Here is a 25468-nt window from a genome sequence, read left to right as displayed (position 1 = left end):
TATCATGAACACGGCCGAAATGACTGCGAAGATCGCTGCGGGGAACGGCTTCATCGCCGCACTGGACCAGAGCGGCGGGTCCACGCCCAAGGCGCTCAAGGGCTATGGCATCGAGGAAGGCGCGTGGAGCAGCGACGAAGAGATGTTCGCGCTGATCCACGATATGCGCAGCCGGATCATCAAGGCCGGTTGTTTCAACGGCGACAAGGTCATCGGCGCGATCCTGTTCGAGCGCACCATGGACGGGCAGGTGGAAGGCAAGCCCGTTCCCCAGGCGCTGATCGAGAAGGGCGTGGTGCCCTTTATCAAGATCGACAAGGGTCTGGAGGCGGAAGCGGACGGCGTCCAGCTGATGAAACCGATGCCGGAGCTCGATCAGTTGCTCACCCGCGCCAAGGGTCTGGGCGTGTTCGGCACCAAGGAACGGTCCGTCATCAACCTTGCCGATGCGCAGGGCATCGCGGCAATCGTCCAGCAACAGTTCGAAGTCGGCGCGCAGGTGCTGGCGCACGGGCTGGTGCCGATCATCGAGCCGGAAGTGAACATCAAGAGCCCGGAACGGGCCGACGCCGACCGCATCCTGCGCGACGAGCTGCTGAAGGCGCTCGACGCGATGCCGGGCAGCGACAAGGTGATGCTGAAGCTGTCGATCCCGGCCGAGGCCGGTCTGTTCGACGCGCTCGTCGATCATCCGCGAGTGCTGCGGGTCGTCGCCCTCTCGGGTGGCTATGCCCGGCCGGAAGCCTGCGCCGAGCTGGCGAAGAATCGGGGCATGATCGCCAGCTTCAGCCGCGCCCTGCTCGAAGACCTGCGCCACCAGATGAGCGACGATGAGTTCGGCGCATCGCTCGGCGGAGCGATCGACGAGATCCACCGGGCCTCGACGCGGAAGACTTTGGTCGACGCCTGACCATGGCGGGGGAGGCGCTGCGGTTCGACTATCACCGCAGCGTCGCTCCGATGATGTGGGTGCTGGTCGCGCTATCCAGCCTCGAGCTGCTGGTGCTGCATTTCCTGCTGGCGCTCTGGAAGCCGTGGGTGGCGGCGATCGTCTCGCTACTCACCCTGGCTGGCATGGCATGGATGGTGCGGCTGATCCTCTCCTTTCGCCGCCTGCCGGTCATGATCGAAGGTGCCATGCTGGTCATGCGGGTCGGCACGCTTCGGGAGCTCCGCATCCCCATCGAGGTGATCGCCCGGCTGCGTGACGCGTGGACGCGGGATCAGCTAAAGCAGCGCGATGTCGCGAACCTCGCGCTGATCGCCTATCCGAACGTCTGGATCGACCTCATGGAACCGGTGACTGGCCGAAAAGGACTCGTGACTGCCGTTGCGCACCGGCTGGACGATCCGGCCGCGTTTCGCGCCGCGCTTGCTGCACAAAGCCAATCAACAGCGAAGTGAGGGAGTTGAAGTCCCTAGCAAGGACTGCAGCGCCTTGGCGTCGGCGACCGCGTCGGCGTGGATGTCGTTGTTGAAATAGGCCCAGGCGGAGCGGCCTTTGGCCTGCTGATCCCGGAGCCAGTCGGCCCAGCCGGTCAGGGTCTCCTGTTCGTAGCGGCCCCAATATTTGCCGCCGGCGCCGTGGAAGCGGACATAGGCCACAGCGCCCGTGGCCGCTCGCTCGGTCGAGAGGCCTTGCATGTCGTGAGCGCAGAAGCCGGCGTCGTGGCTGTCGAGCAGAGCCAGCACCTCCGGTTCCAGCCAGCTCGGTTCGCGAAACTCGAAGACATGGGTGAGGTCCGTCGGCAGCAGATGGAGGAAGCGCTCCAGCCGCTCGCGATCGAAGCGCCACCGCGGCGGGAGCTGGTAGAGAATGGGCCCGAGAGTTTCGCCGAGGTGTCGGGCACGGCCGAGAAACTCGGCCATGCTGTCATCGCAGTCCTTGAGCTTGCGCATGTGGGTGATGAAGCGCGGCGCCTTCACTGCATAGCGGAAGCCAGGCGGCGCCTGGTCGCGCCATTTGGCGAAGGTGGCGGCTTCAGGCAGTCGATAGAAGCTCGCATTCACCTCAACCGTGTCGAAATGCGCTGCATAGTGATCGAACCAGCGCTTGACGGGCAGACCCTCGGGATAGAATGCCCCGCGCCAATGCCGGTAGTTCCAGCCGGAGCAGCCGATACGGATCATCGATGCCCAACGAGTCATTCGCCGAACTGTTCTCTCGCGACGAGGAGCGGGGGCCGTGCCAACTCTATCTGATCTCCCCAACGGACGTGACCGGCGACTTTCCCGAGCGGCTGAAGCGCGCGTTGGACGCCGGGCCGGTGGCGGCCTTCCAATTCAGGGTGAAGGGCGTGGACCAGCACCAGGCGGCGGCGCTCGCCGAGCCGCTGCTGGCGATCTGCCGCGAGCGGGATGTCGCCTTCATCGTCAATGACTCGATCAGCCTGGCCAAGCGGATCGGCGCGGACGGCGTGCATCTTGGACAGGAGGATGGCGACCCGCGCGAGGCTCGGCGGGTGCTCGGGCCGGCGGCGCAGATCGGCGTGACGTGCCATGACAGCAAGCATCTCGCGATGGAGGCCGGGGAAGCGGGCGCCGATTATGTCGCCTTTGGCAGCTTCTATCCGACCAGCACCAAAGAGGTACGGCACCATCCCGAACCGGCGATCCTGGGTTGGTGGACGACGATCTTCGAGATCCCCTGCGTCGCCATCGGCGGCATCACGCCGGACAATGCGCAGCCGCTGATCGATGCCGGCGCTGACTTCCTGGCGGTGTGCGGCGGAGTGTGGAACGCCGCCGAGGGCGAAGCCGAGGCGGTCAGGCGGTTCGCCGCGCTGCTCGGTTAGGCGACGCTCGGCCGCCGACCGGGATCGTTGGCGACGTGGAAGCGGGCGGCGAACTGTTCGGCGCTCGGGCAGCCGGCCGGGCGATAGATGCGCAACTCCATGACGTCGGCACGCGCGATGCCGAACCGGCCTGCGGCTGGCGCGATCGTCTTGTCATCATTGGCAACGCTACGCACGTGATCAACTCCTGTGGCGGGGCCGATACGCCGATCCTGCCGAGTCGTATTGCACAGAAGCGACGAACCAGCTGTGACCGGCGACAAAGCTGCACCCGGGAAAGATTGGCCGCACCTCGCGTTTGACCTGGATCAATCGTGGAGGTGCAGTGCGTGCGTAAGGTCTTGATGATAGTGGTCGCCGGGAGCGTCGCAGCCTCGCTTGGGGCGCAGGCGCCAAAGGAAACTCAATCGCCACGCGCCGCCTCGGCAGGCCCGGACCGGACGATCATGCATGTGCAGGTGATCCTCGACCGGCTCGGCTTTTCGCCGGGCGTGATCGACGGCCGGGAAGGGGAGTCGCTGCGGCTCGCCCTGCGCGGCTTCCAGGAGCGGCACGGGCTGAAGCCGAGCGGCAAGATCGACCAGCCGACGCTGCGCACGCTCTATCCCTATCGCGCCAATCGGCCGACCATCACCGTGGCCGTCGCGCGCGAGGACGTGTCGGGTCCCTTCCTCAACCCCATGCCGAAGGAACCCGCCCAGCAAGCGAAGCTCCCATGCCTCTGCTACCGCACGGCACTCGAAAAGATCGCCGAACGCTTCCACACCAGTCCGACCACACTGGTGGCGCTGAACAGCCCCGAAACACCGCTCAGGGTCGGGCAGCCGATCGTTGTGCCGAACATCATGCCGTCGTCCCGCGACTATGGCGGGGTGAAGGACGCCGGCTGGCAGCGCACCTTGTCGAGCCTGAACGTGGACCCGCGCCAGCCAACGGGCGACCGGATCGTCGTCGACAAATCGGACGGCGTCTTGCGCGTGTTCGCCGGCGAGCGGCTGGTCGGCCAGTTCCCGGTGACGATGGGATCGGAACATGATCCGCTGCCGATCGGCAAGTGGAAGATCACCGCCCATTCCTACAACCCGAAATTCCACTTCAACCCCGACCTGTTCTGGGATGCGAAGGCGGGCCAGACCGACCAGATGCTCCCCGCCGGCCCGAACGGTCCGGTCGGCGTGATCTGGATGGACCTGACCAAGGAACATTATGGCATCCACGGCACGCCGGAGCCGCAGACGATCGGGCGGTCGGAAAGCCATGGCTGTATCCGCATGACCAACTGGGACGTCGCGCGCTTGTCGCTGATGGTGAAGCCGGGTACGCCGGCCGTATTTCAGGAGTGAGCCGTGACACGTCTCGGCTGGTTGTTGCTGCTGCTGTTCGTCGCCGCCGCCGGGGTGGTCGGGCTGATGCTGCGCTTCGGCGGCAGAGCTGAACAGGTACCCGAACCTGCTCCCGCGACCGCCGAGGCGCCGGGCGGAGACCTGGTCCTGCCGGTGGCCGGTGTGCAGCCCGCGCAGCTGACAGACACCTGGGGCCAGGCGCGGGAAGGCGGTGCACGCGAGCATCACGCCATCGACATCATGGCGCCGCGCGGTACGCCGGTGGTCGCGGCGGCGCCGGGCAGGATCGAGAAGATCTTCGAAAGCAAGCCCGGCGGACACACCCTCTATGTGCGGAGCGCGGACGGCAGGACGGTCTATTATTATGCCCATCTCGACGCCTATCGTGAGGGTCTGGGCGAAGGGCAGCGGGTGCGGCCGGGCGACCTGATCGGCACGGTGGGGTCCAGCGGCAATGCCAGCCCTGAGGGACCGCATCTCCATTTCGAGGTGAAGCGGATGGCCAGCGGCGAAGGCTGGTGGCAGGGGCGCAACGTCAATCCCTACCCGCTGCTTGCCGGAAAGCCCACCGCCCGCTAGAGGCGCGCCACTTTCCAGTCTTTCTCAAGGTCGGTCACATGAAGATCAGCGGCGTGGACATTCGTCCCGGCAACATCATCGAATTCGAGGGCGGCCTGTGGCGCGCAGTCAAGATCCAGCACACCCAGCCCGGCAAGGGCGGCGCCTATATGCAGGTCGAGATGAAGAACCTGATCGACGGCCGCAAGACCAACAACCGCTTCCGTTCCGACGAGCGGGTGGAGCGGGTGCGGCTCGACACGAAGGACTTTCAGTTCCTTTATCGCGACGGCGACATGCTCGTTTTCATGGACAAGGACAATTACGACCAGATCTCACTCTCGTCCGACATGTTGGGCGACGAGGAAGCGTTCCTGCAGGACGGCATGGACGTGGTGCTGGAACTGCACGAGGAGAAGCCGATCTCCGTCCAGCTGCCGGACCAGATCGAAGCGACGATCGTCGAGGCGGACGCGGTGGTGAAGGGGCAGACCGCCTCGTCCAGCTACAAGCCGGCCGTGCTCGATAATGGCGTGCGCGTGATGGTGCCGCCGCACATCGCCAGCGGAACCCGCATCGTCGTGGACGTTTACAACAAGGAATATGTTAAGCGGGCGGATTGAGTCTGCTGGCGGCGTAACAAGGTCCGTTCGTATCGAGCGAAGTCGAGATACGCCGTAGTCCGCACCCATTGTCTCTCGACTTCGCTCGAGACGAACGGAGTTTGGTATTGCCCAGTCATTCAGGCCTTTTGACCGTCATGGAGCGGGCCGCGCGCAAGGCGGCACCGCGCCTGCGGCGCGACTTCAATGAAGTCCAGCATTTGCAGGTGTCGCGCAAAGGTCCCGCCGATTTCGTCAGCCAGGCCGACCAGCGCGCCGAACGCACGCTCTATGAGGAGCTGAAGAAGGCGCGGCCCGACTGGGGCTTCCTGATGGAAGAGGCCGGCGAGATCGAGGGCGACCCGTCCAAGCCCCGCTGGATCGTCGATCCGCTCGATGGCACCTCCAACTTCCTCCACGGCATCCCGCACTTCGCTATCTCGATCGCGGTGCAGGAGCCGTCGGGCGAAGTGACCAGCGGGATCGTCTATCAGCCCCTGACTGACGAGAGCTTCTGGGCCGAAAAGGGCCGTGGCGCCTGGCTGCAGGACCAGCGGCTGCGCGTTTCGTCGCGCCGCGACCTGGCGGACGCGCTGATCGCGACCGGCATTCCGTTCAAGGGCCATGGCGATCTCGCGCAATGGAGCCGCATCTTCGGCGCGGTGGCGCCGGAAGTCGCGGGCATTCGCCGCTTCGGCTCGGCCGCCCTCGATCTCGCCTGGGTCGCTGCCGGGCGGTATGACGGCTTCTGGGAGTCCGGATTGCAGCCTTGGGATGCGGCTGCGGGCGTGCTGCTGGTGCGTGAAGCCGGGGGCTTCGTCACCGATTTCCGCGGCGGCGAACGCGTGATGGAACGCAGCGAGTTTCTCGCCGCGAACGACGGCCTCCACACCCGCCTGCACAAGCTCGTGGCGGGTGCGCTGCGCTAACTCCTGAAACGGTTGCGCTGCAGCGGGCAGCGGCCTAGATGCCCGCCCAAGTCTCTGTCGGAGTTCTCCCAATGGCGTCGGTCGCCGCCGGCTATCTGCCGATCCTGTTGTTCCTGGGCGTGGCGCTGCTGCTGTCGAGCGCCTTCGTCTTCCTGCCGATGGTCGCGGCGCGATTCACTGGCTCGCACAAGCCCAACCCGGAAAAGCTCAGCGAATATGAATGCGGCTTTCCGGCGTTCGAGGACAGCCGCAGTCAGTTCGACGTGCGCTTCTATTTGGTCGCGATCCTGTTCATCATCTTCGATCTGGAAGCGGCATTTCTCTTCCCTTGGGCGGTGTCGCTGATGGGCACCGGCTGGGCGGCCTGGTGGGCGATGATGATCTTTCTGGGCGAACTGGTGCTCGGCTATATCTACGCATGGAAGAAGGGAGCGCTCGAATGGGAGTGATGCTCTCGCCGGCCGAAAACAAGTTCCCGCCCGAGGGGACGCTGCCGGACCAGAATTATTTCAACGATCTCAACTCCGAGCTGTCGGACAAGGGTTTCCTCGTCACCTCGACCGAAGACCTGTTCCAATGGGCGCGGACCGGGTCGCTCTGGTGGATGACCTTCGGTCTTGCCTGCTGCGCGGTCGAGATGATCCACGTCAACATGCCGCGCTATGACCTGGAGCGGTTTGGCGCCGCGCCGCGCGCCTCTCCGCGCCAGTCGGACGTGATGATCGTCGCCGGCACGCTCTGCAACAAGATGGCGCCGGCGCTCCGCAAGGTCTACGACCAGATGTCGGAGCCGAAATATGTGATCTCGATGGGATCCTGCGCGAACGGCGGCGGCTATTACCACTATAGCTATTCGGTCGTGCGCGGCTGCGACCGCATCGTGCCGGTCGACATCTACGTACCCGGTTGCCCGCCGACCGCGGAGGCTTTGCTGTACGGCATCATGCAGCTGCAGCGGAAGATTCGGCGCGAAGGGACGATCGAGCGGTGAGGGCCTGCTTACCTTCCATCCGTTCGTCTCGAGCGAAGTCGAGAGACGCGCGTAACGTTATGCTCCGCTTCTCGACTTCGCTCGAAGCGAACGGAGTTGAGGTGGCCGGATGTTGAGCCCCGCACCGAGAATTGCCAGCAACGAAGGCGTGATCGCGGCCATTCGGCCGGCGATCGGCAGCGCGCTGATCGAAGCGGTCGAGCGGCTGGAGGAAGTGACCTTCACCGTCGAGCGCACCCTTCTGTTGGACGTGATGCGCACGCTGCGCGACCAGTTCCATTACCAGCAGCTCATGGAGATCGCCGGCGTCGATTATCCGTCCCGGCCGGAGCGGTTCGAAGTCGTCTATCACCTGCTGTCGGTTACCAAGAACCACCGTATCCGCGTCAAGGTCTCGACCGACGAGGACAGCCCGGTGCCGAGCGTGACCGGACTGTGGCCGGTCGCCGGCTGGCTCGAGCGGGAAGCCTACGACATGTACGGCATCCTGTTCGAGGGCAATCCGGACCTGCGGCGCATCCTGACCGACTATGGCTTTCGCGGCCATCCGCTGCGCAAGGACTTCCCGATGACGGGCTATGTCGAGATGCGCTATTCGGAAGAGCATAAGCGCGTCATCTACGAGCCGGTGAAGCTGGCGCAGGACTTCCGCGCGTTCGACTTCACCTCGCCTTGGGAAGGCGCCGAATATGTGCTGCCGGGCGACGAGAAGGCGGTGCCGGAGGCGAAGGGCGCGCCGACGCCGCTGACCGCCGACCAGATCGCCAAGGCTGGCACCGTCACGTCGACCGCCGCCAAGCCGCCGGTCGAGGAAGCCAAGGTCACGGAGTCGGTCAGGGAAACCGGGGCCGGCCAGCCGCATCCGGGCAACCAGCCGCACGAGAAGCCGGTCCAGCAGGACGGCGCCCCTGCCGAGCCGCCCGCCGACAAGGCGCAGCCGGAAACCGCCGAGCCGGTCCCCCCGCGCACCACCGATCAACCGGAGGGCAAGAATGGGTAATTCTCACCTCCACCTTGCTCCGGCGAAGGCCGGAGCCCTGCGTAACAAAGCTCCGGCCTTCGCCGGAGCACAAGGTTGAGCGATGACTGACACAGCGATCGACCTTCGTGAGCCGGCACAACCCGACACTGCCGGCGATATCGACATCCAGAACTACACGATCAACTTCGGCCCGCAGCACCCGGCCGCCCACGGCGTGCTGCGCCTGGTGCTGGAGCTGGACGGCGAGATCATCGAGCGGGTCGATCCGCACGTCGGGCTGCTCCACCGCGGCACCGAAAAGTTCATCGAGAACAAGACGTATCTGCAGTCGGTCCCTTATTTCGACCGGCTCGATTACGCCTCGCCGATGAGCCAGGAGTATAGCTACGTCCTGGCGATCGAGAAGCTGCTCGACCTCGAAGTGCCGCTCAGAGCCCAATATCTGCGCGTGTTCTGGGCCGAGCTGACGCGGATCAAGAACCATCTGCTGAACCTCGGCTCCCACATCATGGACGTCGGCGCGATGACGCCGAACCTGTGGCTGTTCGAGCTGCGCGAAGACTGCATGAACTTCTATGAGCGCGTGTCCGGCGCGCGTATGCATGCGGCCTATTTCCGGCCCGGCGGCGTGCACCAGGATGCGCCGCTGAAGCTGTTGGCCGATATCGGCGACTGGCTGGACAAGCGCCTGCCGCGCCTGTTCGAAGACGCGATCAGCCTCGTCGCCGACAACCGCATCTTCAAGCAGCGCAACGTCGATATCGCGACTGTCAGCAAGGAAGACGCGCTCGCCTGGGGCTTTTCGGGCCCGATGATCCGCGGCGCCGGCATCCCGTGGGATCTGCGCAAGTCGCAGCCCTATGACGTCTATGACCGTATGGACTTTGAAATCCCGGTTGGCACGCGCGGCGATTGCTACGACCGGTTCATGGTGCGCGTGGAAGAGGTGCGCCAGTCGGCGCGGATCATGAAGCAGTGCCTGAACGAGATGCCGGAAGGGCCGATCGCCAGCCTCGACCGCAAGGTGGTGCCGCCCAAGCGCGGCGAAATGAAGCGCTCGATGGAAGCGCTGATCCATCACTTCAAGCTCTATACCGAGGGCTTCCACGTGCCCGCGGGTGAAGTTTATGTCGCGACCGAAAGCCCCAAGGGCGAGTTCGGCGTGTACCTCGTCTCGGACGGTTCCAACAAACCCTGGCGCTGCAAGATCCGTCCGACCGCCTTCAGCCACCTCCAGGCGATGGACTTCATGTGCAAGGGCCACATGCTGGCCGACGTCACGGCGGTGTTGGGTGCAATAGATATCGTTTTTGGTGAATGTGACCGCTGATGGCTGACGCAGTTCAAATCCCGGACGAGGCGGAAGTCCGCGCGCGTTGGGGCGCATTTACGTGGACCGTCGCCAATGAGGAGAAGGCGCGCGAGATCATCGCGCGCTACCCGGCGGGGCGGCAGCAATCGGCGGTGATGCCCTTGCTCGACCTTGCCCAGCGACAGGTGGGTGAGGAGTTGAATACGCAAGGCTGGCTGCCGGTGCCGGTGATCGAGTTCGTCGCGGCGCAGCTCGATATGCCCTATATCCGCGCCTACGAAGTCGCGACCTTTTACACCATGTACAATCTGGCGCCAGTCGGGCGCTATCATGTGCAGGTGTGCGGGACGACGCCTTGCATGCTGCGCGGCTCGGACGACGTGTTTCGCGCCTGCCACGAGCGTGGGCTGAAGAAGGGCACGACCACCGCTGACGGGCTGTTCACGCTGTCCGAAGTGGAGTGCCTGGGCGCCTGCGCCAACGCGCCGATGGTACAGATCAACGACGACAATTACGAGGATCTGACCTTCGAGAACACGCTGGCCGTGCTCGATGCGCTGGCGAAGGGCGAGCAGCCCAAGACCCTGTCGCAGATCGGCCGGCAGACGAGTGCGCCGGAGGGCGGGCCGACCACCCTGACCGCGATGGTCTCGGAAAATCACGATTATCGTTCGGAATGGGCGGCGTAGTGCTTTCGCTCGCACCTTCCACCCGGTTTGGCCTGAGCTTGTCGAAGGCCTCCCTTTCTGTTCACCCAAGCAAGAAGGGAGGGCTTCGACAAGCTCAGCCCGAACCGCTCTTGGGGTGCAGCACTTTATCTGAGGCTTGAGCCATGCTCGCTGACAAGGACCGCATCTTCACCAACCTGTACGGGTTCCAGGACTGGCGCATCGACGCGGCCATAGCCCGCGGCGATTGGGACGATACCAAGAGCCTGATGCTGAAAGGCCAAGACGCGATCATCGATGAGGTGAAGGCGTCGGGGCTGCGCGGGCGGGGCGGGGCGGGGTTCCCGACCGGCATGAAGTGGAGCTTCATGCCCAAGGAGCCGAAGCCCGGCAAACCCAGCTTCCTCGTCATCAACGCCGACGAGTCGGAGCCCGGCAGCTGCAAGGACCGCGAGATCATCCGTCATGATCCGCACAAGCTGATCGAGGGCGCGCTGATCGCCGGCTTCGCGATGCGCGCGCGAGCGGCGTACATCTACATTCGCGGCGAATATATCCGGGAGGCCGAGACGCTGTTTGCGGCGGTCGCCGAGGCTTATGACCGCGGCTTCCTCGGCAAGAACGCCGCCGGCTCAGGCTATGATTTCGACGTGTTCGTCCATCGCGGCGCTGGCGCCTATATCTGCGGCGAAGAAACCGCGATGATCGAGAGCCTGGAGGGCCATAAGGGCCAGCCGCGCCTGAAGCCGCCCTTCCCGGCGGGCGCGGGACTTTATGGCTGCCCGACCACCGTCAACAATGTCGAGTCGATCGCGGTGGTGCCGACCATCCTGCGGCGCAGCGCGGCCTGGTTCGCGAGCTTCGGGCGACCGAAGAACGAGGGCACCAAGCTCTTCCAGATCAGCGGCCATGTGAACAAGCCGACCGTGGTCGAGGAAGCGATGAGCATCCCTTTCCGCGAGCTGATCGAGAAGCATTGCGGCGGCATTCGCGGCGGCTGGGACAATCTGCTGGCGGTGATCCCCGGTGGTTCGTCGGTGCCGCTGGTCCCGGCGCACGAGATCATCGACTGCCCGATGGATTTCGACGCGCTGAAGGATCTGAAGTCCGGACTCGGCACCGCCGCGATCATCGTCATGGACAAGTCGACGGACGTGGTCCGCGCGATCAGCCGGCTCAGCTATTTCTACAAGCACGAGTCCTGCGGCCAGTGCACGCCCTGCCGCGAAGGCACGGGCTGGATGTGGCGGGTGATGGAGCGGCTGCGCGAAGGCAATGCCGAGATCGAAGAGATCGACATGCTGGAGGAAGTCACCAAGCAGGTCGAAGGCCACACCATCTGCGCGCTTGGCGACGCCGCCGCCTGGCCGATCCAGGGCCTGATCCGCCACTTCCGCCCCGAACTCGAACGCCGTATCGTTGCGCGACGCGGCCATGCGGAGTTTGCCGAAGCGGCCGAGTAACAGCCTCTTTTCAAAACCCCGGTGCCGGAGCATGATGAAGGCACAGGGAAGGCGCACGGCGCCGATGCGAAGGAGGGTTCAGATGGGGAAGCTGCTCATTCTCGCCACGCTGGCGGCATCTGCCGCGGCAACGCCGGCCCTGGCGGACAGTGGCAGCCCGTCCGTCAGCGCTGTTCAGCTCGGCAAATGCATCGTCCGCACGGATCGAGGCGTCGCGGTTGGCCTGCTCAAGTCGCTGCCGCTGACGGGCGGTCAGGTCGATTGGTCCGCCGTCTCTCTCGGCGTCGCAGGCAAATGTCAGGACGCGGCCAATGCAACGGTGACCGTATCGGCGCTGCGCGGCGGTCTGGCGCAGGAACTGTTCAAGCGCGACTTCGTGGAGTTCGGCGTGCAGCCGCAGCGCGCGGTCTATGATCTCGCCAACTTCTCGCTGCCGGTCGAAAAGGACCTGATGGGCGCGGAAGACCCCACCAAGACGTTGTTCCTCACCGCCGACTGCGTCGCGCGGAGCAACCCGAACGGGACCGAAAAGCTGATCAAGAGCGAGCCGGGTTCCGAGCAGGAAGCCAAGGTGTTCGACTCTCTTGGGCAATGGCTGTCGGCCTGCCAGGGCGCGTCGCGCATGGCCTATGGCAAGGCGGAGCTGCGCAGCGCCATCGTGCAGGCAGCCTATCACGTGTCGGCCCGCTATTGGGCGGGGCAGATGACCTATGCCGGGCCTGCGTTCCGGCCGGGTGGAGTGCAGTAACAGCCTGTTCCCCGGCGCAGGCCGGGGTCCATTCCGGGCGACTCCTGGGCCCCGGCTTTCGCCGGGGAACAAGCTTCTCTTCCGCCCTTGCCCCGCCTGTAACCCCCGTCTAGAGGCTCGGCCCGGAGCCTGTATCTGAATGCCTAAACTCACCGTCGACGGGATCGAAGTCGAGGTCCCCCAGGGCGCGACCGTCCTCCAGGCCTGCGAAGCCGCAGGCAAGGAAATCCCGCGCTTCTGCTATCACGAGCGTCTCGCTATCGCGGGCAATTGCCGCATGTGCCTGGTTGAGGTGAAGCCGGGGCCGCCCAAGCCCCAGGCCAGCTGCGCGCTGCCCGCGGCCGACAATCAGGAAGTCCGCACCGATAGTCTGATGGTCAAGAAGGCGCGGGAGGGGGTGATGGAGTTCCTGCTCATCAACCACCCGCTCGATTGCCCGATCTGCGACCAAGGCGGCGAGTGCGACCTGCAGGACCAGACCATGGCCTATGGCCGTGGCTTTTCTCGCTTCGACGAGAACAAGCGCGCGGTCACCGACAAGTATATGGGCCCGATCATCAAGACATCGATGAATCGGTGCATCCAATGCACGCGCTGCGTGCGTTTCGCCGAGCAGGTCGCCGGCGTCGAGGAAATCGGCGCGATCGGCCGCGGCGAGAACATGCAGATCACGACCTATCTCGAGAAGGCGCTGACCAGCGAGCTTTCGGGCAATGTCGCCGATCTCTGCCCGGTCGGCGCGCTGCTGCAAAAGCCGCAGAGCTTCGAGGCGCGGCCCTGGGAGCTGAAGAAGACCCCGTCGATCGACGTGCATGACGCGGTCGGGTCGAACATCCGCCTCGACAGCCGCGGGCGGCAGGTGATGCGGGTGCTGCCGCGCATCAACGAGGATGTGAACGAGGAGTGGCTGTCGGACAAGTCGCGTCACGCCATCGACGGCATGGTACGGCGGCGGCTCGACCGCGTGTTCGTGCGCCGCGCCGGCAAGCTGCAGCCGTCGACCTGGGAAGAAGCTTTCGCCGAGATCGCGCGGCACGCCGATGGTTCGATGGCGGCGATTGCCGGCGATCTGGTCGACTGCGAGACCATGTATGCGGCGAAGGCCCTGCTGCGGTCCTTCGGGTCGGAGCTGCTCGAAGGGCGACAGACCGGCATGGATTACGACACGTCCAGCCTCGCCGCCGTCAACTTCAACACGACCATCGCCGGCATTGAGGAAGCGGACGCGATCCTGCTGATCGGCACCAATCCCCGCCTTGAAGCGCCCCTGGTCAACACGCGCATCCGCAAGGCGATCCGCCGCGGTGCCAGGGTGTTCGCGATCGGGCCTGAGACCGACCTGACCTACAAGGTCGAATGGCTGGGCAACGACCTTGCGCTGCTCGGCAAGCTGCCGGGGACGGTGGCCGAGGTGTTCGGGGCGGCATCGCGGCCAGCGGTGATCGTCGGCGGTGGCGCGCTCAAGGCGGGAGCACTGGGTGCGGCGCTGGCACTGGTTGGACAGCTGAATCTCGTTCGTGACGGGTGGAACGGCTTCAACGTGTTGCATCTGGCGGCGAGCCGGATGGGCGGGCTGATGCTCGGCTATGCCCGGAAAGGCGGGATCGCGGACGTGGTTGCCGCGGCGCCGAAGCTCGCCTTCTTCCTGGGCGCGGACGAGGTGGACTTCACTAAGTTCGCCGGCAGCTTCAAGGTCTATATCGGCCACCACGGCGACAAGGGCGCCCACGCCGCCGATGTGATCCTGCCGGCTGCCTCCTATGTCGAAAAGAGTGGCACTTTCGTGAACCTGGAAGGCCGCGTGCAGGTTGCCGAAAAGGCCGTGTTTCCGCCGGGCGAGGCGCGCGAGGACTGGAGGATCTTCCGCGCCCTGTCCGATGTGCTCGGCAAGCCGCTTTCGTTCGACACGCTCGACCAGCTGCGCGTGGCCATGGTCGCCGAAGTGCCGGCGCTGGGCGTCGAGAATGCCATCGCGCCGATGGCCTGGAACCCGCCGGCGCTGCCGGTCGATGCTTTGGGACCGATCGCCTATCCGGTGGCCGATTTCTACATGACCAACTCAATCTGCCGCGCCAGCCCGACGATGCAGCGCTGCTCGGCCGAAATCACGCATGGCCAGGACTATGCGGAGGCTGCGGAGTGACCGACTTCTTCGCCTCTTACCTCGGCTATGAAGGCGGCTGGTTCGTCGCGACCCTGATCGGCATCCTGCTGATAGCGCTGCCGCTGATGCTGGCGGTCGCGATGATCATCTATGTCGATCGCAAGGTCTGGGCGGCGATGGCGCTGCGGCGCGGCCCCAACGTGGTCGGTCCCTTCGGCCTACTGCAGAGCTTTGCCGACGGGCTGAAGGTGTTCCTGCAGGAAACCATCATCCCGACAGCGGCCAACAAGGGCCTGTTCCTGCTCGCGCCGATCATCACCTTTACCGTCGCGCTGATCTCCTGGGCGGTGATTCCGTTCGGGCCGGAGATGGTACTGGCCAACATCAATGTCGGCCTGCTCTACATCCTCGCCGTCTCGTCGCTGGGCGTGTACGGCGTGATCATCTCGGGCTGGTCGTCCAACTCGAAATACCCCTTCTACTCTGCCCTTCGCGCCGCCGCGCAGATGGTGAGTTACGAAGTGTCGATCGGCTTCGTACTGATCACCGTCGTGCTCTGGGCGGGCACGTTCAACCTGCAGGGCATCATCGATGCGCAGCGGGGACATATCTTCGGTATTTTCAACGGTTTCGTGCTGAACCCGCTGCTGCTGCCAATGTGGGTCGTGTTCCTGATATCTTCCATGGCGGAGACGGCGCGCACGCCGTTCGACGTGACCGAGGCGGAATCGGAGCTCGTCGCCGGCTACCAGACCGAATATTCGTCGATGGCGTTCGCGCTGTTCTGGCTGGGCGAATATGCGAACGTCCTGCTGATGTGCGCGCTGAACGCCATCCTGTTCTGGGGCGGCTGGCTGCCGCCGCTCAATATCGACCTGATCCCCTGGTTCGACATTCCGGGCATCCTCTGGCTGTTCGGCAAGATCTTCTTTTTCTTCTTCATCTTCAGCTGGGTGAGGGCGACCGTCCCGCGCTACCGCTATGACCAGATCATGCGGTTGGGCTGGAAGGTCTTCCTGCCGCTGTCGATCCTGTGGGTGTTCATCGTTTCGGGCGTCCTGATGCTGACCCGCTACCAAGGTGTTTCATGAGCCTCGCGCAACACATCAAGGCGTTCACGCTGTGGGAGTTCTTGAAGGCGCATGCGCTGACTTTGCGCTACTTCTTCAAGCCCAAGGCGACGATCAACTACCCGTATGAACGCAACCCGCTGAGCCCGCGTTTTCGCGGCGAGCATGCGTTGCGTCGTTACCCGAATGGCGAGGAACGCTGCATCGCGTGCAAGCTGTGCGAAGCGATCTGCCCGGCCATGTGCATCACGATCGAGTCCGAGCCGCGCGAGGACGGCAGCCGCCGCACGACGCGCTACGACATCGACATGACCAAGTGCATCTATTGCGGCCTTTGCCAGGAGGCGTGCCCGGTCGATGCCATTGTCGAGGGGCCGAACCTCGAATTCTCGACCGAGACGCGCGAGGAGCTGATCTACACCAAGGAGAAGCTGCTCGAGAACGGCGACCGGTGGGAGCGGAGCATTGCCGGCAATCTTGCCGCCGATGCCCCCTATCGCTAAGCGCGCCGCCATGCGAGATTCTGTCATCCAGATCCTCCCCTGCACTGCAGGGGAGGGGGACCATGCGAAGCATGGTGGAGGGGCCGGCGGCGTAGCCGGCGGTGCAACCCTCCGCTTCGGTTCGGGCCCCTCCACCACGATGCTGCGCATCGCGGTCCCCCTCCCCTGCGAGGCAGGGGAGGACCGGTGATGATCCAGGCGTTCGCCTTTTACCTCTTCTCCGGTGTGATGATCCTGTCGGCGCTGCTGACGATCACCGCCCGCAATCCGGTGCACAGCGTGTTGTGGCTGATCCTGGCATTTTTCAACGCCGCCGGGCTGATGCTGCTGCTGGGCGCCGAGTTCATCGCGATGCTGCTGGTCATCGTTTATGTCGGCGCGGTCGCCGTGCTGTTCCTCTTCGTGGTCATGATGCTCGACATCGACTTTGCCGAGCTGCGGGCGGGCTTTACCCGCTATCTGGGCTTCGGCAGCGTGGTCGCGGTCGCGCTGCTGGCGGAGATCATCATTGCAGTGACGGTGCGGGGTTCCGGCCCGGTCGCCCTGTCCAGCAGGCCAATGGCTGCCACGAGCGTGTCGAACATCCAGGCGCTCGGCCAGCTGCTCTACACGCGCTACCTCTACATTTTCGAAGCGGCCGGACTGGTGCTGCTGGTCGCGATGATCGGCGCCATCGTGCTGACCCATCGCGAGCGCAAGGACTACAAGGCGCAGAAGCCAGGTCTGCAGGTGCTCCGTCGCCCCGAGGACGCCACGCGCAACGTCAACCAGCCGGTCGGGGTGGGGGTCGAACTATGATCGGCCTCAACCACTTCCTGACCGTCTCGGCGATCCTGTTCGTGCTGGGCGTGCTCGGCATCTTCCTCAACCGGAAGAACGTGATCGTAATCCTGATGGCGATCGAGCTGATCCTGCTCGCCGTAAACATCAACCTGGTCGCGTTCAGCGCCTATCTGGGCGATCTGGTCGGGCAGATCTTCGCGATGTTCGTGCTGACCGTCGCGGCGGGCGAAGCGGCGATCGGGCTCGCCATTCTCGTCATCTATTTCCGTAACCGCGGCACGATCGCGGTGGACGATGCCAACAGGATGCACGGATGATCCAGGCGATCGTCTTTCTGCCGCTTCTGGCGGCGATCATTGCCGGGCTCGGCAATCGCGCGATCGGCAACACCGCTGCCAAGACGGTGACGACCGGCGCGCTGTTCATTTCGTGCGCTCTCAGCTGGCCGATCTTCATCGGCTTCCTGACTCACACCGAGCACGCCCATGTCGCGCCGGTGCTGCAGTGGATCAGCTCGGGTCCGTTCCAGGTCGCCTGGGCGCTGCGGGTCGATACCCTGACGGCGGTGATGCTGGTCGTGATCACGACCGTCTCGGCGCTCGTCCACCTGTATAGCTGGGGCTATATGGCAGAGGACGATAGCCAGCCACGCTTCTTCGCCTATCTGTCGCTGTTCACCTTCGCGATGCTGATGCTGGTGACGGCAGACAACCTGGTCCAGATGTTCTTCGGCTGGGAAGGGGTGGGCCTCGCGTCCTACCTGCTGATCGGTTTCTGGTATTATAAGCCGAGCGCGAATGCGGCGGCGATCAAGGCCTTCGTCGTCAACCGGGTTGGCGACTTCGGCTTCATGCTCGGCATTTTCGGTACCTTCTGGGTGTTCGGCACCGTCTCGATCCCCGAGATCCTAGAGCGCGCGCCCACCATGGCTGGAGCGACGGTCGGTTTCCTCGGCGGCAGCTTCGACGTGATGACTTTGCTCTGCCTGCTGCTGTTCATCGGCGCGATGGGCAAGTCGGCGCAGCTCGGCCTTCACACCTGGCTGCCGGACGCGATGGAAGGTCCGACCCCCGTCTCCGCGCTGATCCATGCCGCGACGATGGTCACCGCCGGCGTGTTCATGGTCTGCCGCATGTCGCCGATGTTCGAGACGAGCGCGACGGCGATGACGGTGGTGACGGTCGTCGGCGCCGCGACCGCGCTTTTCGCGGCGACGGTCGGCACCACGCAAACCGATATCAAGCGGGTGATCGCCTATTCGACCTGCTCGCAGCTCGGCTATATGTTCTTTGCCGCCGGCGTGGGCGCCTATGGCGCGGCGATGTTCCACCTGTTCACGCACGCCTTCTTCAAGGCTTTGCTGTTCCTGGGTGCGGGCTCGGTCATCCATGCGATGCACCATGAGCAGGACATGCGCTTCTATGGTGGCCTGCGGAAATCGATTCCGATTACCTTCGTCGCCATGACGCTCGGCACGCTGGCGATCACCGGCGTCGGCGTCGCGGGCATCTTCGGTTTCGCGGGCTTCTATTCGAAGGATGCGATCCTGGAGGCGGCCTACGGCAATGGCTCTGACATCGGCCGGGTCGCCTTCGCGATCGGCGTGTTCGCGGCGCTGCTGACCAGCTTCTACAGCTGGCGGCTGGTCTTCCTGACCTTCTTCGGCAAGCCCCGTTGGGCGGCGTCGGAGCATATCCAGCACGCGATCCATGATTCGCATGGCCATGGCCATGATCACGACAATCCCCCGGCGCAGGAGGATGCGGGGCACACGCCCGCCGCCCACCATGCCGGCCATGACCATGTGGCGGAGGGCACCGGCGGCTATCATCCGCATGAGAGCCCCTGGTCGATGCTGACGCCGCTCGTGCTGCTGTCGGTCGGCGCGGTCTTCGCCGGCTGGGCGTTCGAACATTATTTCCTGAACGCGGAGCACGGCGCCGAGTTCTGGAACGGCAGCCTCGCCTTCGACACGCACCTGATGCACGCGATGCACGAAGTGCCGCTGTGGGTGAAACTATCGGCCACCTTCGCGATGCTGACCGGGCTGCTGATCGCCTGGTGGGCCTATATCCGTGACACGTCCGTGCCGGCGCGCTTCACCGCCACCTTCCGCGGCCTTTACGATTTCCTGCAGCACAAATGGTATTGGGACGAACTGTACAATATCATCTTCGTGCGTCCGGCGTTCGCCTTCGGCCGCTTCCTGTGGAAGCGCGGTGACGAGGGCACGATCGACCGCTTCGGCCCCAACGGCGCGGCCGCGCTGGTCGCGGGCACCAGTCGGGTTAGCGGCCGCCTTCAATCGGGTTATGTCTACACCTATGCGTTCGTCATGCTGATCGGCCTGGCCGGCCTCGCCACCTGGGCGATCGCGGCATGAACCAGCTCGGCTTTCCCATCCTGTCGATCATGCTCGCGGTGCCGACCGCCGCGGCGATCGCCTGCCTTTATCTAAAGCCTGATGGCGCCCGCTGGACGGCGCTGGCGGCGACGCTGATCGACCTGGCGCTCGGCATCCTGCTCTGGGCAATGTTCCAGCAGGGCGGATCGCAGTGGCAGTTCCAGGAATATCTGCCGTTGTTCGGCGACCGCTTCGCCTGGGCGCTCGGCATCGACGGCATCGCGCTGATGCTGATCATGCTCAGCGTGTTCCTGATGCCGATCTGCATCCTCGCCAGCTGGACGTCGATCGAGAAGCAGGTGCCGGAATATATGGCGGCCTTCCTGCTCGTCGAGGTGCTGATGATCGGCACCTTTGCGGCGCAGGACCTGTTCCTGTTCTACATCTTCTTCGAAGCCGGCCTGATCCCGATGTACCTGATCATCGGCATCTGGGGCGGCGCGAACCGCATCTACGCCTCGTATAAATTCTTTCTCTACACGCTGCTCGGGTCGGTGCTGATGCTGATCGCGATGCTGTGGATGTCGAATTATGCGAAGACGACCGACATCCCGACGCTGATGGCGACCGATTTCCCGGTCCAGGCGCAGACCTGGCTTTGGCTCGCCTTCTTCGCCAGCTTTGCGGTCAAGGTGCCGATGTGGCCGGTCCATACCTGGCTGCCCGACGCGCACGTGCAGGCGCCGACTGCTGGCTCCGTAATCCTGGCCGGCGTGCTGCTGAAGCTGGGCGGCTATGGCTTTATCCGCTTTTCCATCCCGATGTTCCCGGAAGCATCGGGCGAACTGGTGACGCTGGTGCTGGTCCTTTCGGGCATTGCCGTCGTCTACACCTCGCTGGTCGCGCTGGTGCAGGCCGACATGAAGAAGCTGATCGCCTATTCGTCGGTCGCCCACATGGCGATCGTGACGATCGGCCTGTTCGCCTTCAACCGCCAGGGCCTTGAAGGCGCCATGATCGTTATGCTCTCGCACGGCCTCGTCTCGGGCGCGCTCTTCCTGTGCGTCGGCGTGATCTACGACCGGCTGCACACCCGCGAGATCGCGGCCTATGGTGGGCTGTCGAACAACATGCCGCGATACGCCGTGCTGTTCCTGCTCTTCACCATGGCCTCGATCGGTCTGCCGGGGACGAGCGGTTTTGTCGGCGAGTTCCTCTCGCTGATGGGCGCATGGCAAGTGTCGACCTGGGCGACTGCGGTCTGCACCACCGGGATTATCCTGGGCGCCGGCTATGCGCTTTATCTCTATTGGCGCATCGCGTTCGGGGTAGCGCGCACGCCCGAGGCGGCGACGCTGCCGGATCTGAACGGGCGCGAGATCCTCAGCCTGGGCGCGATCGCGGCGGTGGTGCTGTGGATGGGCGTCTACCCGGAAAGCTTCCTCGCCCCCATGCGCCAGGACATCGGCACGTTGGTCGCGCGGATCGATCGTGCCCGCCCAAGCTTCGATCCGGGCTTCGCTGCCGGTTCCGCCGCCCACGCGGCGCCAGCTAAGGCCGAGGCGCACCACTGATGGACTACGCACATAATCTTCTGGTCGCCGCGCCCGAGGTGCTGCTGTCGCTCGGCGCCATCGCGCTGATGATGTGCGCGGCCTATGCCGGCGACAAGGCATCGCGCTGGATCGGTTGGGCTGCCGTGATCTTCTTCGTCGTGGCCGTGTTCGCGTCGTTGAACCCGGCGGGCGATGCGTTTGGCGGCCTGTACCGCGCGGACAGCTTCTCCGCTTTCGCCAAGGTGCTGATCTATGCCGGTGCCGCGGTCGCGGTGGTGCTGGCACCCGACTATTTCGAACGCAATGGCAGTCCCTTGCGCGCCGAATATCCGGTGTTGATCATGCTGTCGGCGGTGGGCGCGGGCATGATGGTCTCGGCGTCCGACCTGCTGACCCTCTATGTCGGCCTCGAACTGCAGAGCCTGTCGTCCTACGTCCTCGCCAGCTTCATGCGGCGGGACAATCGCTCGGCCGAAGCCGGGCTCAAATATTTCGTCCTCGGCGCGCTCGCCTCCGGCATCCTGCTTTACGGTATCAGCCTGCTCTACGGTTTCACCGGTACGACGCAGTTCGATGCGATCGCGGCGGCGTTCGGCGGCGAGGTCTCGACCGGCCTGCTGTTCGGACTGGTGTTCGTGCTTGCCGGTATCGCGTTCAAAATCGCGGCGGTGCCGTTCCACATGTGGACGCCCGACGTGTACGAAGGCGCGCCGACGCCCGTGACGACGCTGTTCGCCTCGGTTCAGAAGGTCGCGGCGGTCGCGCTCATGGTGCGTGTGACGGTCGAGGCGATGGGCCCGGCCTATGAGGCATGGCGCCAGATCGTCATCTTCTCGGCGCTGGCCTCGATCGTGCTGGGCGCCGTCGCGGCGATCGGCCAGACCAACATCAAGCGCCTGCTCGCCTATTCGTCGATCAATAATGTCGGCTTCGCGCTGATCGGCCTTGCCGCCGTGCAGCCCGGGCAGGTGGACGGGGTCGCGGCGGTGATGACCTATATGGCCATCTATATCGTGATGACGCTCGGTTCGTTCCTGGTGGTGCTGCAGATGCGCGATGCCGAAGGGCGCAATGTCGAAACGATCGCCAGCCTGTCCGGCCTGTCGCGAACCAGCCCCGGTCTTGCGCTGGCGCTTGCCATCTTCATGTTCTCGCTGGCGGGCATCCCGCCGCTACTGGGCTTCTGGTCGAAGTTCGTGGTGTTCGACGCGGCTGTGAAGGCCGGGCTGTGGCCGCTCGCCGCCATCGGCATCGCTGCCTCGGTGATCGGCGCCTATTATTATCTGAAGATCGTCAAGACGATGTACTTCGACGATCCCGCGCCTGCCTATCGGCCGGTCGACAACAAGGTCGAAGGCGGGCTGATCGCGCTGTCGGCGCTGGCCATGTCGCCGCTCGGCTATTTCCTGATTCCGGCGCTGGGCATCGTCAGCATCAACGCGGCGCGGGCGCTGTTCTGATCGAGATCCGCACGGTCCAGCGGACCGCGTCCACCAATGCCGACATGCTGGCGCTCGCTGCGAACGGCGCGGCCGAAGGGCTGTGGCTGCGGGCGATTGAGCAGACGGCGGGCAGGGGACGGCTTGGCCGCGCCTGGGTGTCGCCGCCGGGTAATCTCTATGCGAGCACCATCGTACGGCTCCGTGCGGGCGATACCGGTGCGGCCACCCTGGCGCTGGTCGCCGCGGTGGCGCTGGAAGAGACGCTGCGTGCCTATGGCGCGGACGCCACGATCAAATGGCCGAACGATCTCCTCATCGGCGATGCGAAGCTGACCGGCATCCTGCTCGAGCGGACCGGGGACGCGGTGGTGGTCGGGATCGGCGTCAATCTCGCGCACCATCCGGACGGTCTGGATCGGAAAACGACCAGCTTGGCCGCTCAAGGTTCAACGCCGCCGGACGCCGAGCTGTTCCTGCGTGACCTTGCCGATGCCTTCGCCCGCTGGCTGACGGCATGGCGTCGCTCGCTCGACGAGGTGCGCCGGCGCTGGCTCGACCGTGCGCATCCGCTCGGCACTGCCCTCTCCGTGCGGCTGCCGGACCTGCCTCCGCTCGAGGGGCTGTTCGACGGGCTGGACGATCAGGGCGCGCTCCGCTTGCGCTTGCCCTCGGGCGAGGTCCAAGTCATCCACGCCGGCGATGTGTTCACGATCTGAAGGAAACGGCCATGCTGCTCGCCATCGATGCGGGGAACACCAACGTCGTCTTCGCGCTCGTCGAGCCCGGATCAGGCGGCATTCGCGCGCGCTGGCGTATCGCGACCGATCCGCGGCGGACGGGCGACGAATATGCGGTGTGGATCACGCAGCTGCTCGGCCTCGAAGGGCTCGAGCGGTCGGCGATCGACAAGGTGATCATCTCGACCGTGGTGCCGCGCGCGCTCCACAATCTCGAGGTGCTGTCGACCAAATATTTTGGGGTGACGCCATTGGTGGCGGGACGCGCGCCCGTCGAATGGGGCATGGACCTGGATGTGGAGGAGCCGCAGAATCTCGGTGCCGACCGGGCCGTCAACGCGATCGCGGCGCATGCGCTGCACGAGGGCGACCTGATCGTGGTCGATTTCGGCACCGCCACCACCATCGACTGGATCGATTATCGCGGGGCGTATAAGGGCGGGATCATCGCGCCGGGCATCAACCTGTCGCTGGATGCGTTGGTCAATGCCGCCGCCAAGCTGCCGCGCATCGCGATCGAGGCGCCTGTCGGCAACTCGGTTGTCGGCCGCAACACCGTCGATCAGATGAACATCGGCATCTATTGGGGCTATGTCGCCCTGATCGAAGGTCTGATCGCGCGGATGAAGGCGGAGATCGGGCGGCCTGCCAAAGTGATCGCCACTGGGGGCCTGGCGGTCCTGTTCGAGAAGCACACGCTAGCGTTCGACGCGGTCGAGCATGATCTCACGCTACGCGGGCTCGCGATGCTTGCGGAGCGTGTAAAAGGCTAAGCAAGTCCCTACATAAACGTCATGCCGAACTTGTTTCGGCAAAGGGCCTCCAACGATCCGAAGCTGGAAAGCTTGTCCCGAAACAAGTTCGGGATGACGGAGTGGGGGCAAAGCAAGGAACAACATGACTCCCGGTAAAGAACTTCTCTTCCTCGCGCTCGGCGGTTCGGGCGAAATCGGCATGAACGTCAACCTCTACGGGTGCGAGGGAAAATGGGTGATGGTCGATTGCGGCATCACCTTCGCGGATCCGGCATATCCGGGCATCGACCTGATCCTGCCGGACCTGAGCTTCATCGAGGAGCGGCCGGGCGATCTGCTCGGGATCGTGCTGACCCATGGGCATGAGGATCATATCGGCGCGCTTCCCTATCTGGCCGCCGACCTCGGCGTGCCGCTCTATGCGACGCCGTTCACCGCTGGCCTCATCCGCGGCAAGCTCGAGGAGGAGGGCATCAGCGAGCAGGTGAAGCTGCACGTGATCGATCGCGAACACGGCCAGTTTCACCTGGGGCCGTTCGGTTTCGAATATGTGCCGCTTGCCCACTCCATCCCCGAAGGCAATGCGCTGCTGATCGAGACGCCCTATGGCCGCGTCTTCCATACCGGCGACTGGAAGCTGGACGAGGAGCCGCTGCTCGGCACACCCTCGACCGCCGCTGAGCTGGAGGAGATTGGCGACAAGGGGGTGCTGGCGCTGGTCTGCGATTCGACGAACGTGTTCAACGACGAAGCATCGGGCTCGGAGGCCGCGGTGCGCGAGGGGCTGGACGGCGTGATCGCCGGCGCGACGGGCCGCGTGCTCGTCACCACCTTCGCGTCCAACGCGGCGCGGTTGGCGACCTTGGGCCAGGTGGCGCAGGACACCGGCCGGCGCATCTGCGTTGCCGGCCGCTCGCTCGATCGCATCCTCCGGGTGGCAAAGAGCGTCGGCTATCTGCGCGACTTTCCGGAGCCGATCGACTTCGAATCCGCGATGAAGCTGCCGCCGCGCGAGGTGATGATCGTGGCAACGGGCGGGCAGGGCGAGGCCCGCGCCGCGCTCGGCCGCATCGCCTTCGACCAGCATCCGATCAAGCTCAGCGAAGGCGATCTGGTCGTCTTTTCGTCGAAGCAGATCCCCGGCAACGAGATAGCGATTGGTCGCATTCAGAATGCGCTGGCCGCGAAGAACATCCAGATGATCACGGATCGCCAGGCGCATGTGCACGTCTCCGGGCACCCCGGCCGCCCGGAACTGGCGCTGATGTACAAGTGGATCCGGCCGGAGATCATCGTACCGGTCCATGGCGAGCGTCGACACATGGCCGAACAGGCGCGGTTCGCCGAGGCACAGGGCGTGCCCCGCTCGATCGTGCAGGAAAATGGCACGATGGTGCGGCTTTCGCCCGACGGGCCGCGCGTTGTCGGGCAGGAGCGGGCAGGGCGGCTGGTCCTCGACGGCGATGTGATTCTGCCGGCAGACGGTTCGACGATCAACGAGCGGCGCCGCATCGCCGCCTACGGGCAGATGTCGGTGGCCGTCGCGCTCGACGCGGCAGGGCGCCTGAAGGGTGAGCCCGAGGTGCGCCTGCAAGGCATTCCGGTCGAAGAGGATAAGGACGAGTTCCTGGCCGATGCCTGCGACGCGGCAGCCGAGGCGGCACGCGCCGGCGGCAAGGATGAGGACAAAATGCGCGAGTCGATCCGGCTCGCCGTTCGCCGCAAGGCCGTCGAATGGACGGGCAAGAAGCCGATCGTCGATGTCCTGCTACTGAGGGTGTAG

At 64.8% G+C, this 25468-nt stretch carries 28 protein-coding genes; 26 read left to right on the top strand and 2 right to left on the bottom strand.

What is annotated here, in order from left to right; all coding sequences use genetic code 11:
• Positions 1–4 precede the first annotated feature (4 nt).
• Positions 5–910 carry a fructose bisphosphate aldolase gene (locus HJG53_RS00830; RefSeq protein ID WP_171127350.1) on the top strand — a complete coding sequence of 302 codons (906 nt, stop codon included), beginning with the start codon at positions 5–7 and terminating at the stop codon, positions 908–910.
• A gap of 2 nt (positions 911–912) precedes the next feature.
• Positions 913–1404, top strand: a complete 492-nt coding sequence (locus HJG53_RS00825) for a hypothetical protein (protein ID WP_171127349.1) — start codon at positions 913–915, stop codon at positions 1402–1404.
• Here the strand turns inward: HJG53_RS00825 and HJG53_RS00820 are convergent.
• On the bottom strand, positions 1390–2148 hold the full coding sequence (locus tag HJG53_RS00820) for a DUF72 domain-containing protein (protein ID WP_254447458.1): 759 nt from the start codon (positions 2146–2148) through the stop codon (positions 1390–1392). The two genes, HJG53_RS00825 and HJG53_RS00820, sit on opposite strands and share 15 nt — an antisense overlap.
• On the opposite strand from HJG53_RS00820, the gene thiE reads away from it, so the two are divergent.
• Positions 2133–2795 carry a thiamine phosphate synthase gene (gene thiE / locus HJG53_RS00815; RefSeq protein ID WP_171127348.1) on the top strand — a complete coding sequence of 221 codons (663 nt, stop codon included), beginning with the start codon at positions 2133–2135 and terminating at the stop codon, positions 2793–2795. The genes HJG53_RS00820 and thiE overlap by 16 nt on opposite strands.
• Here thiE and HJG53_RS00810 read toward each other — a convergent pair.
• The gene (locus HJG53_RS00810) at positions 2792–2971 is read right to left on the bottom strand and encodes a hypothetical protein (protein ID WP_171127347.1); all 180 of its coding nucleotides are present in this window, start codon (positions 2969–2971) and stop codon (positions 2792–2794) included. The two genes, thiE and HJG53_RS00810, sit on opposite strands and share 4 nt — an antisense overlap.
• A gap of 153 nt (positions 2972–3124) precedes the next feature.
• Between HJG53_RS00810 and HJG53_RS00805 the strand changes: the two genes are divergently transcribed.
• The 23 genes from HJG53_RS00805 (at position 3125) to HJG53_RS00700 (ending at position 25468) form a co-directional block, all read left to right on the top strand.
• The gene (locus HJG53_RS00805) at positions 3125–4138 is read left to right on the top strand and encodes a L,D-transpeptidase family protein (RefSeq protein ID WP_368039474.1); all 1014 of its coding nucleotides are present in this window, start codon (positions 3125–3127) and stop codon (positions 4136–4138) included.
• Between the two features lie 3 nt (positions 4139–4141).
• Positions 4142–4717 (top strand): M23 family metallopeptidase, encoded by a 576-nt coding sequence (locus HJG53_RS00800; RefSeq protein ID WP_368039473.1) that lies wholly within the window; start codon positions 4142–4144, stop codon positions 4715–4717.
• A 38-nt stretch (positions 4718–4755) separates the two neighbouring features.
• A complete protein-coding gene (gene efp / locus HJG53_RS00795; protein ID WP_171127346.1) occupies positions 4756–5319 on the top strand; it encodes an elongation factor P in 564 nt (187 codons plus the stop codon).
• 107 nt (positions 5320–5426) lie between these two features.
• The gene (locus HJG53_RS00790) at positions 5427–6227 is read left to right on the top strand and encodes an inositol monophosphatase family protein (protein WP_171127345.1); all 801 of its coding nucleotides are present in this window, start codon (positions 5427–5429) and stop codon (positions 6225–6227) included.
• A gap of 71 nt (positions 6228–6298) precedes the next feature.
• Positions 6299–6676, top strand: a complete 378-nt coding sequence (ndhC, locus tag HJG53_RS00785) for an NADH-quinone oxidoreductase subunit A (RefSeq protein ID WP_171127344.1) — start codon at positions 6299–6301, stop codon at positions 6674–6676.
• The gene (locus tag HJG53_RS00780; protein ID WP_254447507.1) at positions 6676–7218 is read left to right on the top strand and encodes an NADH-quinone oxidoreductase subunit B family protein; all 543 of its coding nucleotides are present in this window, start codon (positions 6676–6678) and stop codon (positions 7216–7218) included. Before ndhC ends, HJG53_RS00780 begins: the two co-directional genes overlap by 1 nt.
• A 109-nt stretch (positions 7219–7327) precedes the next feature.
• Positions 7328–8218 carry an NADH-quinone oxidoreductase subunit C gene (locus HJG53_RS00775; RefSeq protein WP_171127342.1) on the top strand — a complete coding sequence of 297 codons (891 nt, stop codon included), beginning with the start codon at positions 7328–7330 and terminating at the stop codon, positions 8216–8218.
• 82 nt (positions 8219–8300) lie between these two features.
• Entirely contained in the window at positions 8301–9530 is a 1230-nt protein-coding gene (locus tag HJG53_RS00770; RefSeq protein WP_171127341.1) for an NADH-quinone oxidoreductase subunit D, read from the top strand.
• A complete protein-coding gene (locus HJG53_RS00765; RefSeq protein WP_171127340.1) occupies positions 9530–10201 on the top strand; it encodes an NAD(P)H-dependent oxidoreductase subunit E in 672 nt (223 codons plus the stop codon). Before HJG53_RS00770 ends, HJG53_RS00765 begins: the two co-directional genes overlap by 1 nt.
• Before the next feature lie 143 nt (positions 10202–10344).
• Positions 10345–11643: an NADH-quinone oxidoreductase subunit NuoF gene (gene nuoF / locus HJG53_RS00760; RefSeq protein WP_171127339.1), complete on the top strand. Its 1299-nt coding sequence runs from the start codon at positions 10345–10347 to the stop codon at positions 11641–11643.
• A gap of 82 nt (positions 11644–11725) precedes the next feature.
• Complete coding sequence (locus HJG53_RS00755) at positions 11726–12391, top strand: hypothetical protein (protein WP_171127338.1); 666 nt, start codon at positions 11726–11728, stop codon at positions 12389–12391.
• A 139-nt stretch (positions 12392–12530) separates the two neighbouring features.
• On the top strand, positions 12531–14534 hold the full coding sequence (gene nuoG / locus HJG53_RS00750; protein WP_171127337.1) for an NADH-quinone oxidoreductase subunit NuoG: 2004 nt from the start codon (positions 12531–12533) through the stop codon (positions 14532–14534).
• Entirely contained in the window at positions 14531–15586 is a 1056-nt protein-coding gene (gene nuoH, locus HJG53_RS00745) for an NADH-quinone oxidoreductase subunit NuoH (RefSeq protein WP_171127336.1), read from the top strand. The genes nuoG and nuoH overlap by 4 nt, the downstream gene beginning before the upstream one ends.
• The gene (nuoI, locus tag HJG53_RS00740; RefSeq protein WP_171127335.1) at positions 15583–16068 is read left to right on the top strand and encodes an NADH-quinone oxidoreductase subunit NuoI; all 486 of its coding nucleotides are present in this window, start codon (positions 15583–15585) and stop codon (positions 16066–16068) included. The genes nuoH and nuoI overlap by 4 nt, the downstream gene beginning before the upstream one ends.
• Before the next feature lie 10 nt (positions 16069–16078).
• Positions 16079–16258, top strand: a complete 180-nt coding sequence (locus HJG53_RS18295; protein WP_217352554.1) for a hypothetical protein — start codon at positions 16079–16081, stop codon at positions 16256–16258.
• Positions 16258–16866 carry an NADH-quinone oxidoreductase subunit J gene (locus tag HJG53_RS00735; protein WP_171127334.1) on the top strand — a complete coding sequence of 203 codons (609 nt, stop codon included), beginning with the start codon at positions 16258–16260 and terminating at the stop codon, positions 16864–16866. Before HJG53_RS18295 ends, HJG53_RS00735 begins: the two co-directional genes overlap by 1 nt.
• Positions 16863–17168 carry an NADH-quinone oxidoreductase subunit NuoK gene (nuoK, locus tag HJG53_RS00730; protein ID WP_171127333.1) on the top strand — a complete coding sequence of 102 codons (306 nt, stop codon included), beginning with the start codon at positions 16863–16865 and terminating at the stop codon, positions 17166–17168. The genes HJG53_RS00735 and nuoK overlap by 4 nt, the downstream gene beginning before the upstream one ends.
• Positions 17165–19234: an NADH-quinone oxidoreductase subunit L gene (nuoL, locus tag HJG53_RS00725; RefSeq protein ID WP_171127332.1), complete on the top strand. Its 2070-nt coding sequence runs from the start codon at positions 17165–17167 to the stop codon at positions 19232–19234. The genes nuoK and nuoL overlap by 4 nt, the downstream gene beginning before the upstream one ends.
• A complete protein-coding gene (locus tag HJG53_RS00720; protein WP_171127331.1) occupies positions 19231–20769 on the top strand; it encodes an NADH-quinone oxidoreductase subunit M in 1539 nt (512 codons plus the stop codon). Before nuoL ends, HJG53_RS00720 begins: the two co-directional genes overlap by 4 nt.
• Entirely contained in the window at positions 20769–22211 is a 1443-nt protein-coding gene (gene nuoN / locus HJG53_RS00715; RefSeq protein WP_171127330.1) for an NADH-quinone oxidoreductase subunit NuoN, read from the top strand. The genes HJG53_RS00720 and nuoN overlap by 1 nt, the downstream gene beginning before the upstream one ends.
• A complete protein-coding gene (locus HJG53_RS00710; protein WP_171128072.1) occupies positions 22211–22909 on the top strand; it encodes a biotin--[acetyl-CoA-carboxylase] ligase in 699 nt (232 codons plus the stop codon). The genes nuoN and HJG53_RS00710 overlap by 1 nt, the downstream gene beginning before the upstream one ends.
• A gap of 11 nt (positions 22910–22920) precedes the next feature.
• Positions 22921–23703, top strand: coding sequence for a type III pantothenate kinase (locus HJG53_RS00705; RefSeq protein ID WP_171127329.1), 783 nt, complete (start codon positions 22921–22923; stop codon positions 23701–23703).
• A 124-nt stretch (positions 23704–23827) separates the two neighbouring features.
• On the top strand, positions 23828–25468 hold the full coding sequence (locus HJG53_RS00700) for a ribonuclease J (RefSeq protein WP_171127328.1): 1641 nt from the start codon (positions 23828–23830) through the stop codon (positions 25466–25468).

Source organism: Sphingomonas sp. ID1715, assembly GCF_013044515.1.
Lineage (GTDB): Bacteria > Pseudomonadota > Alphaproteobacteria > Sphingomonadales > Sphingomonadaceae > Sphingomonas_B.
Note: the sequence above shows the minus strand (reverse complement) of the source record. Positions and strands in the feature narration are given on the sequence as shown.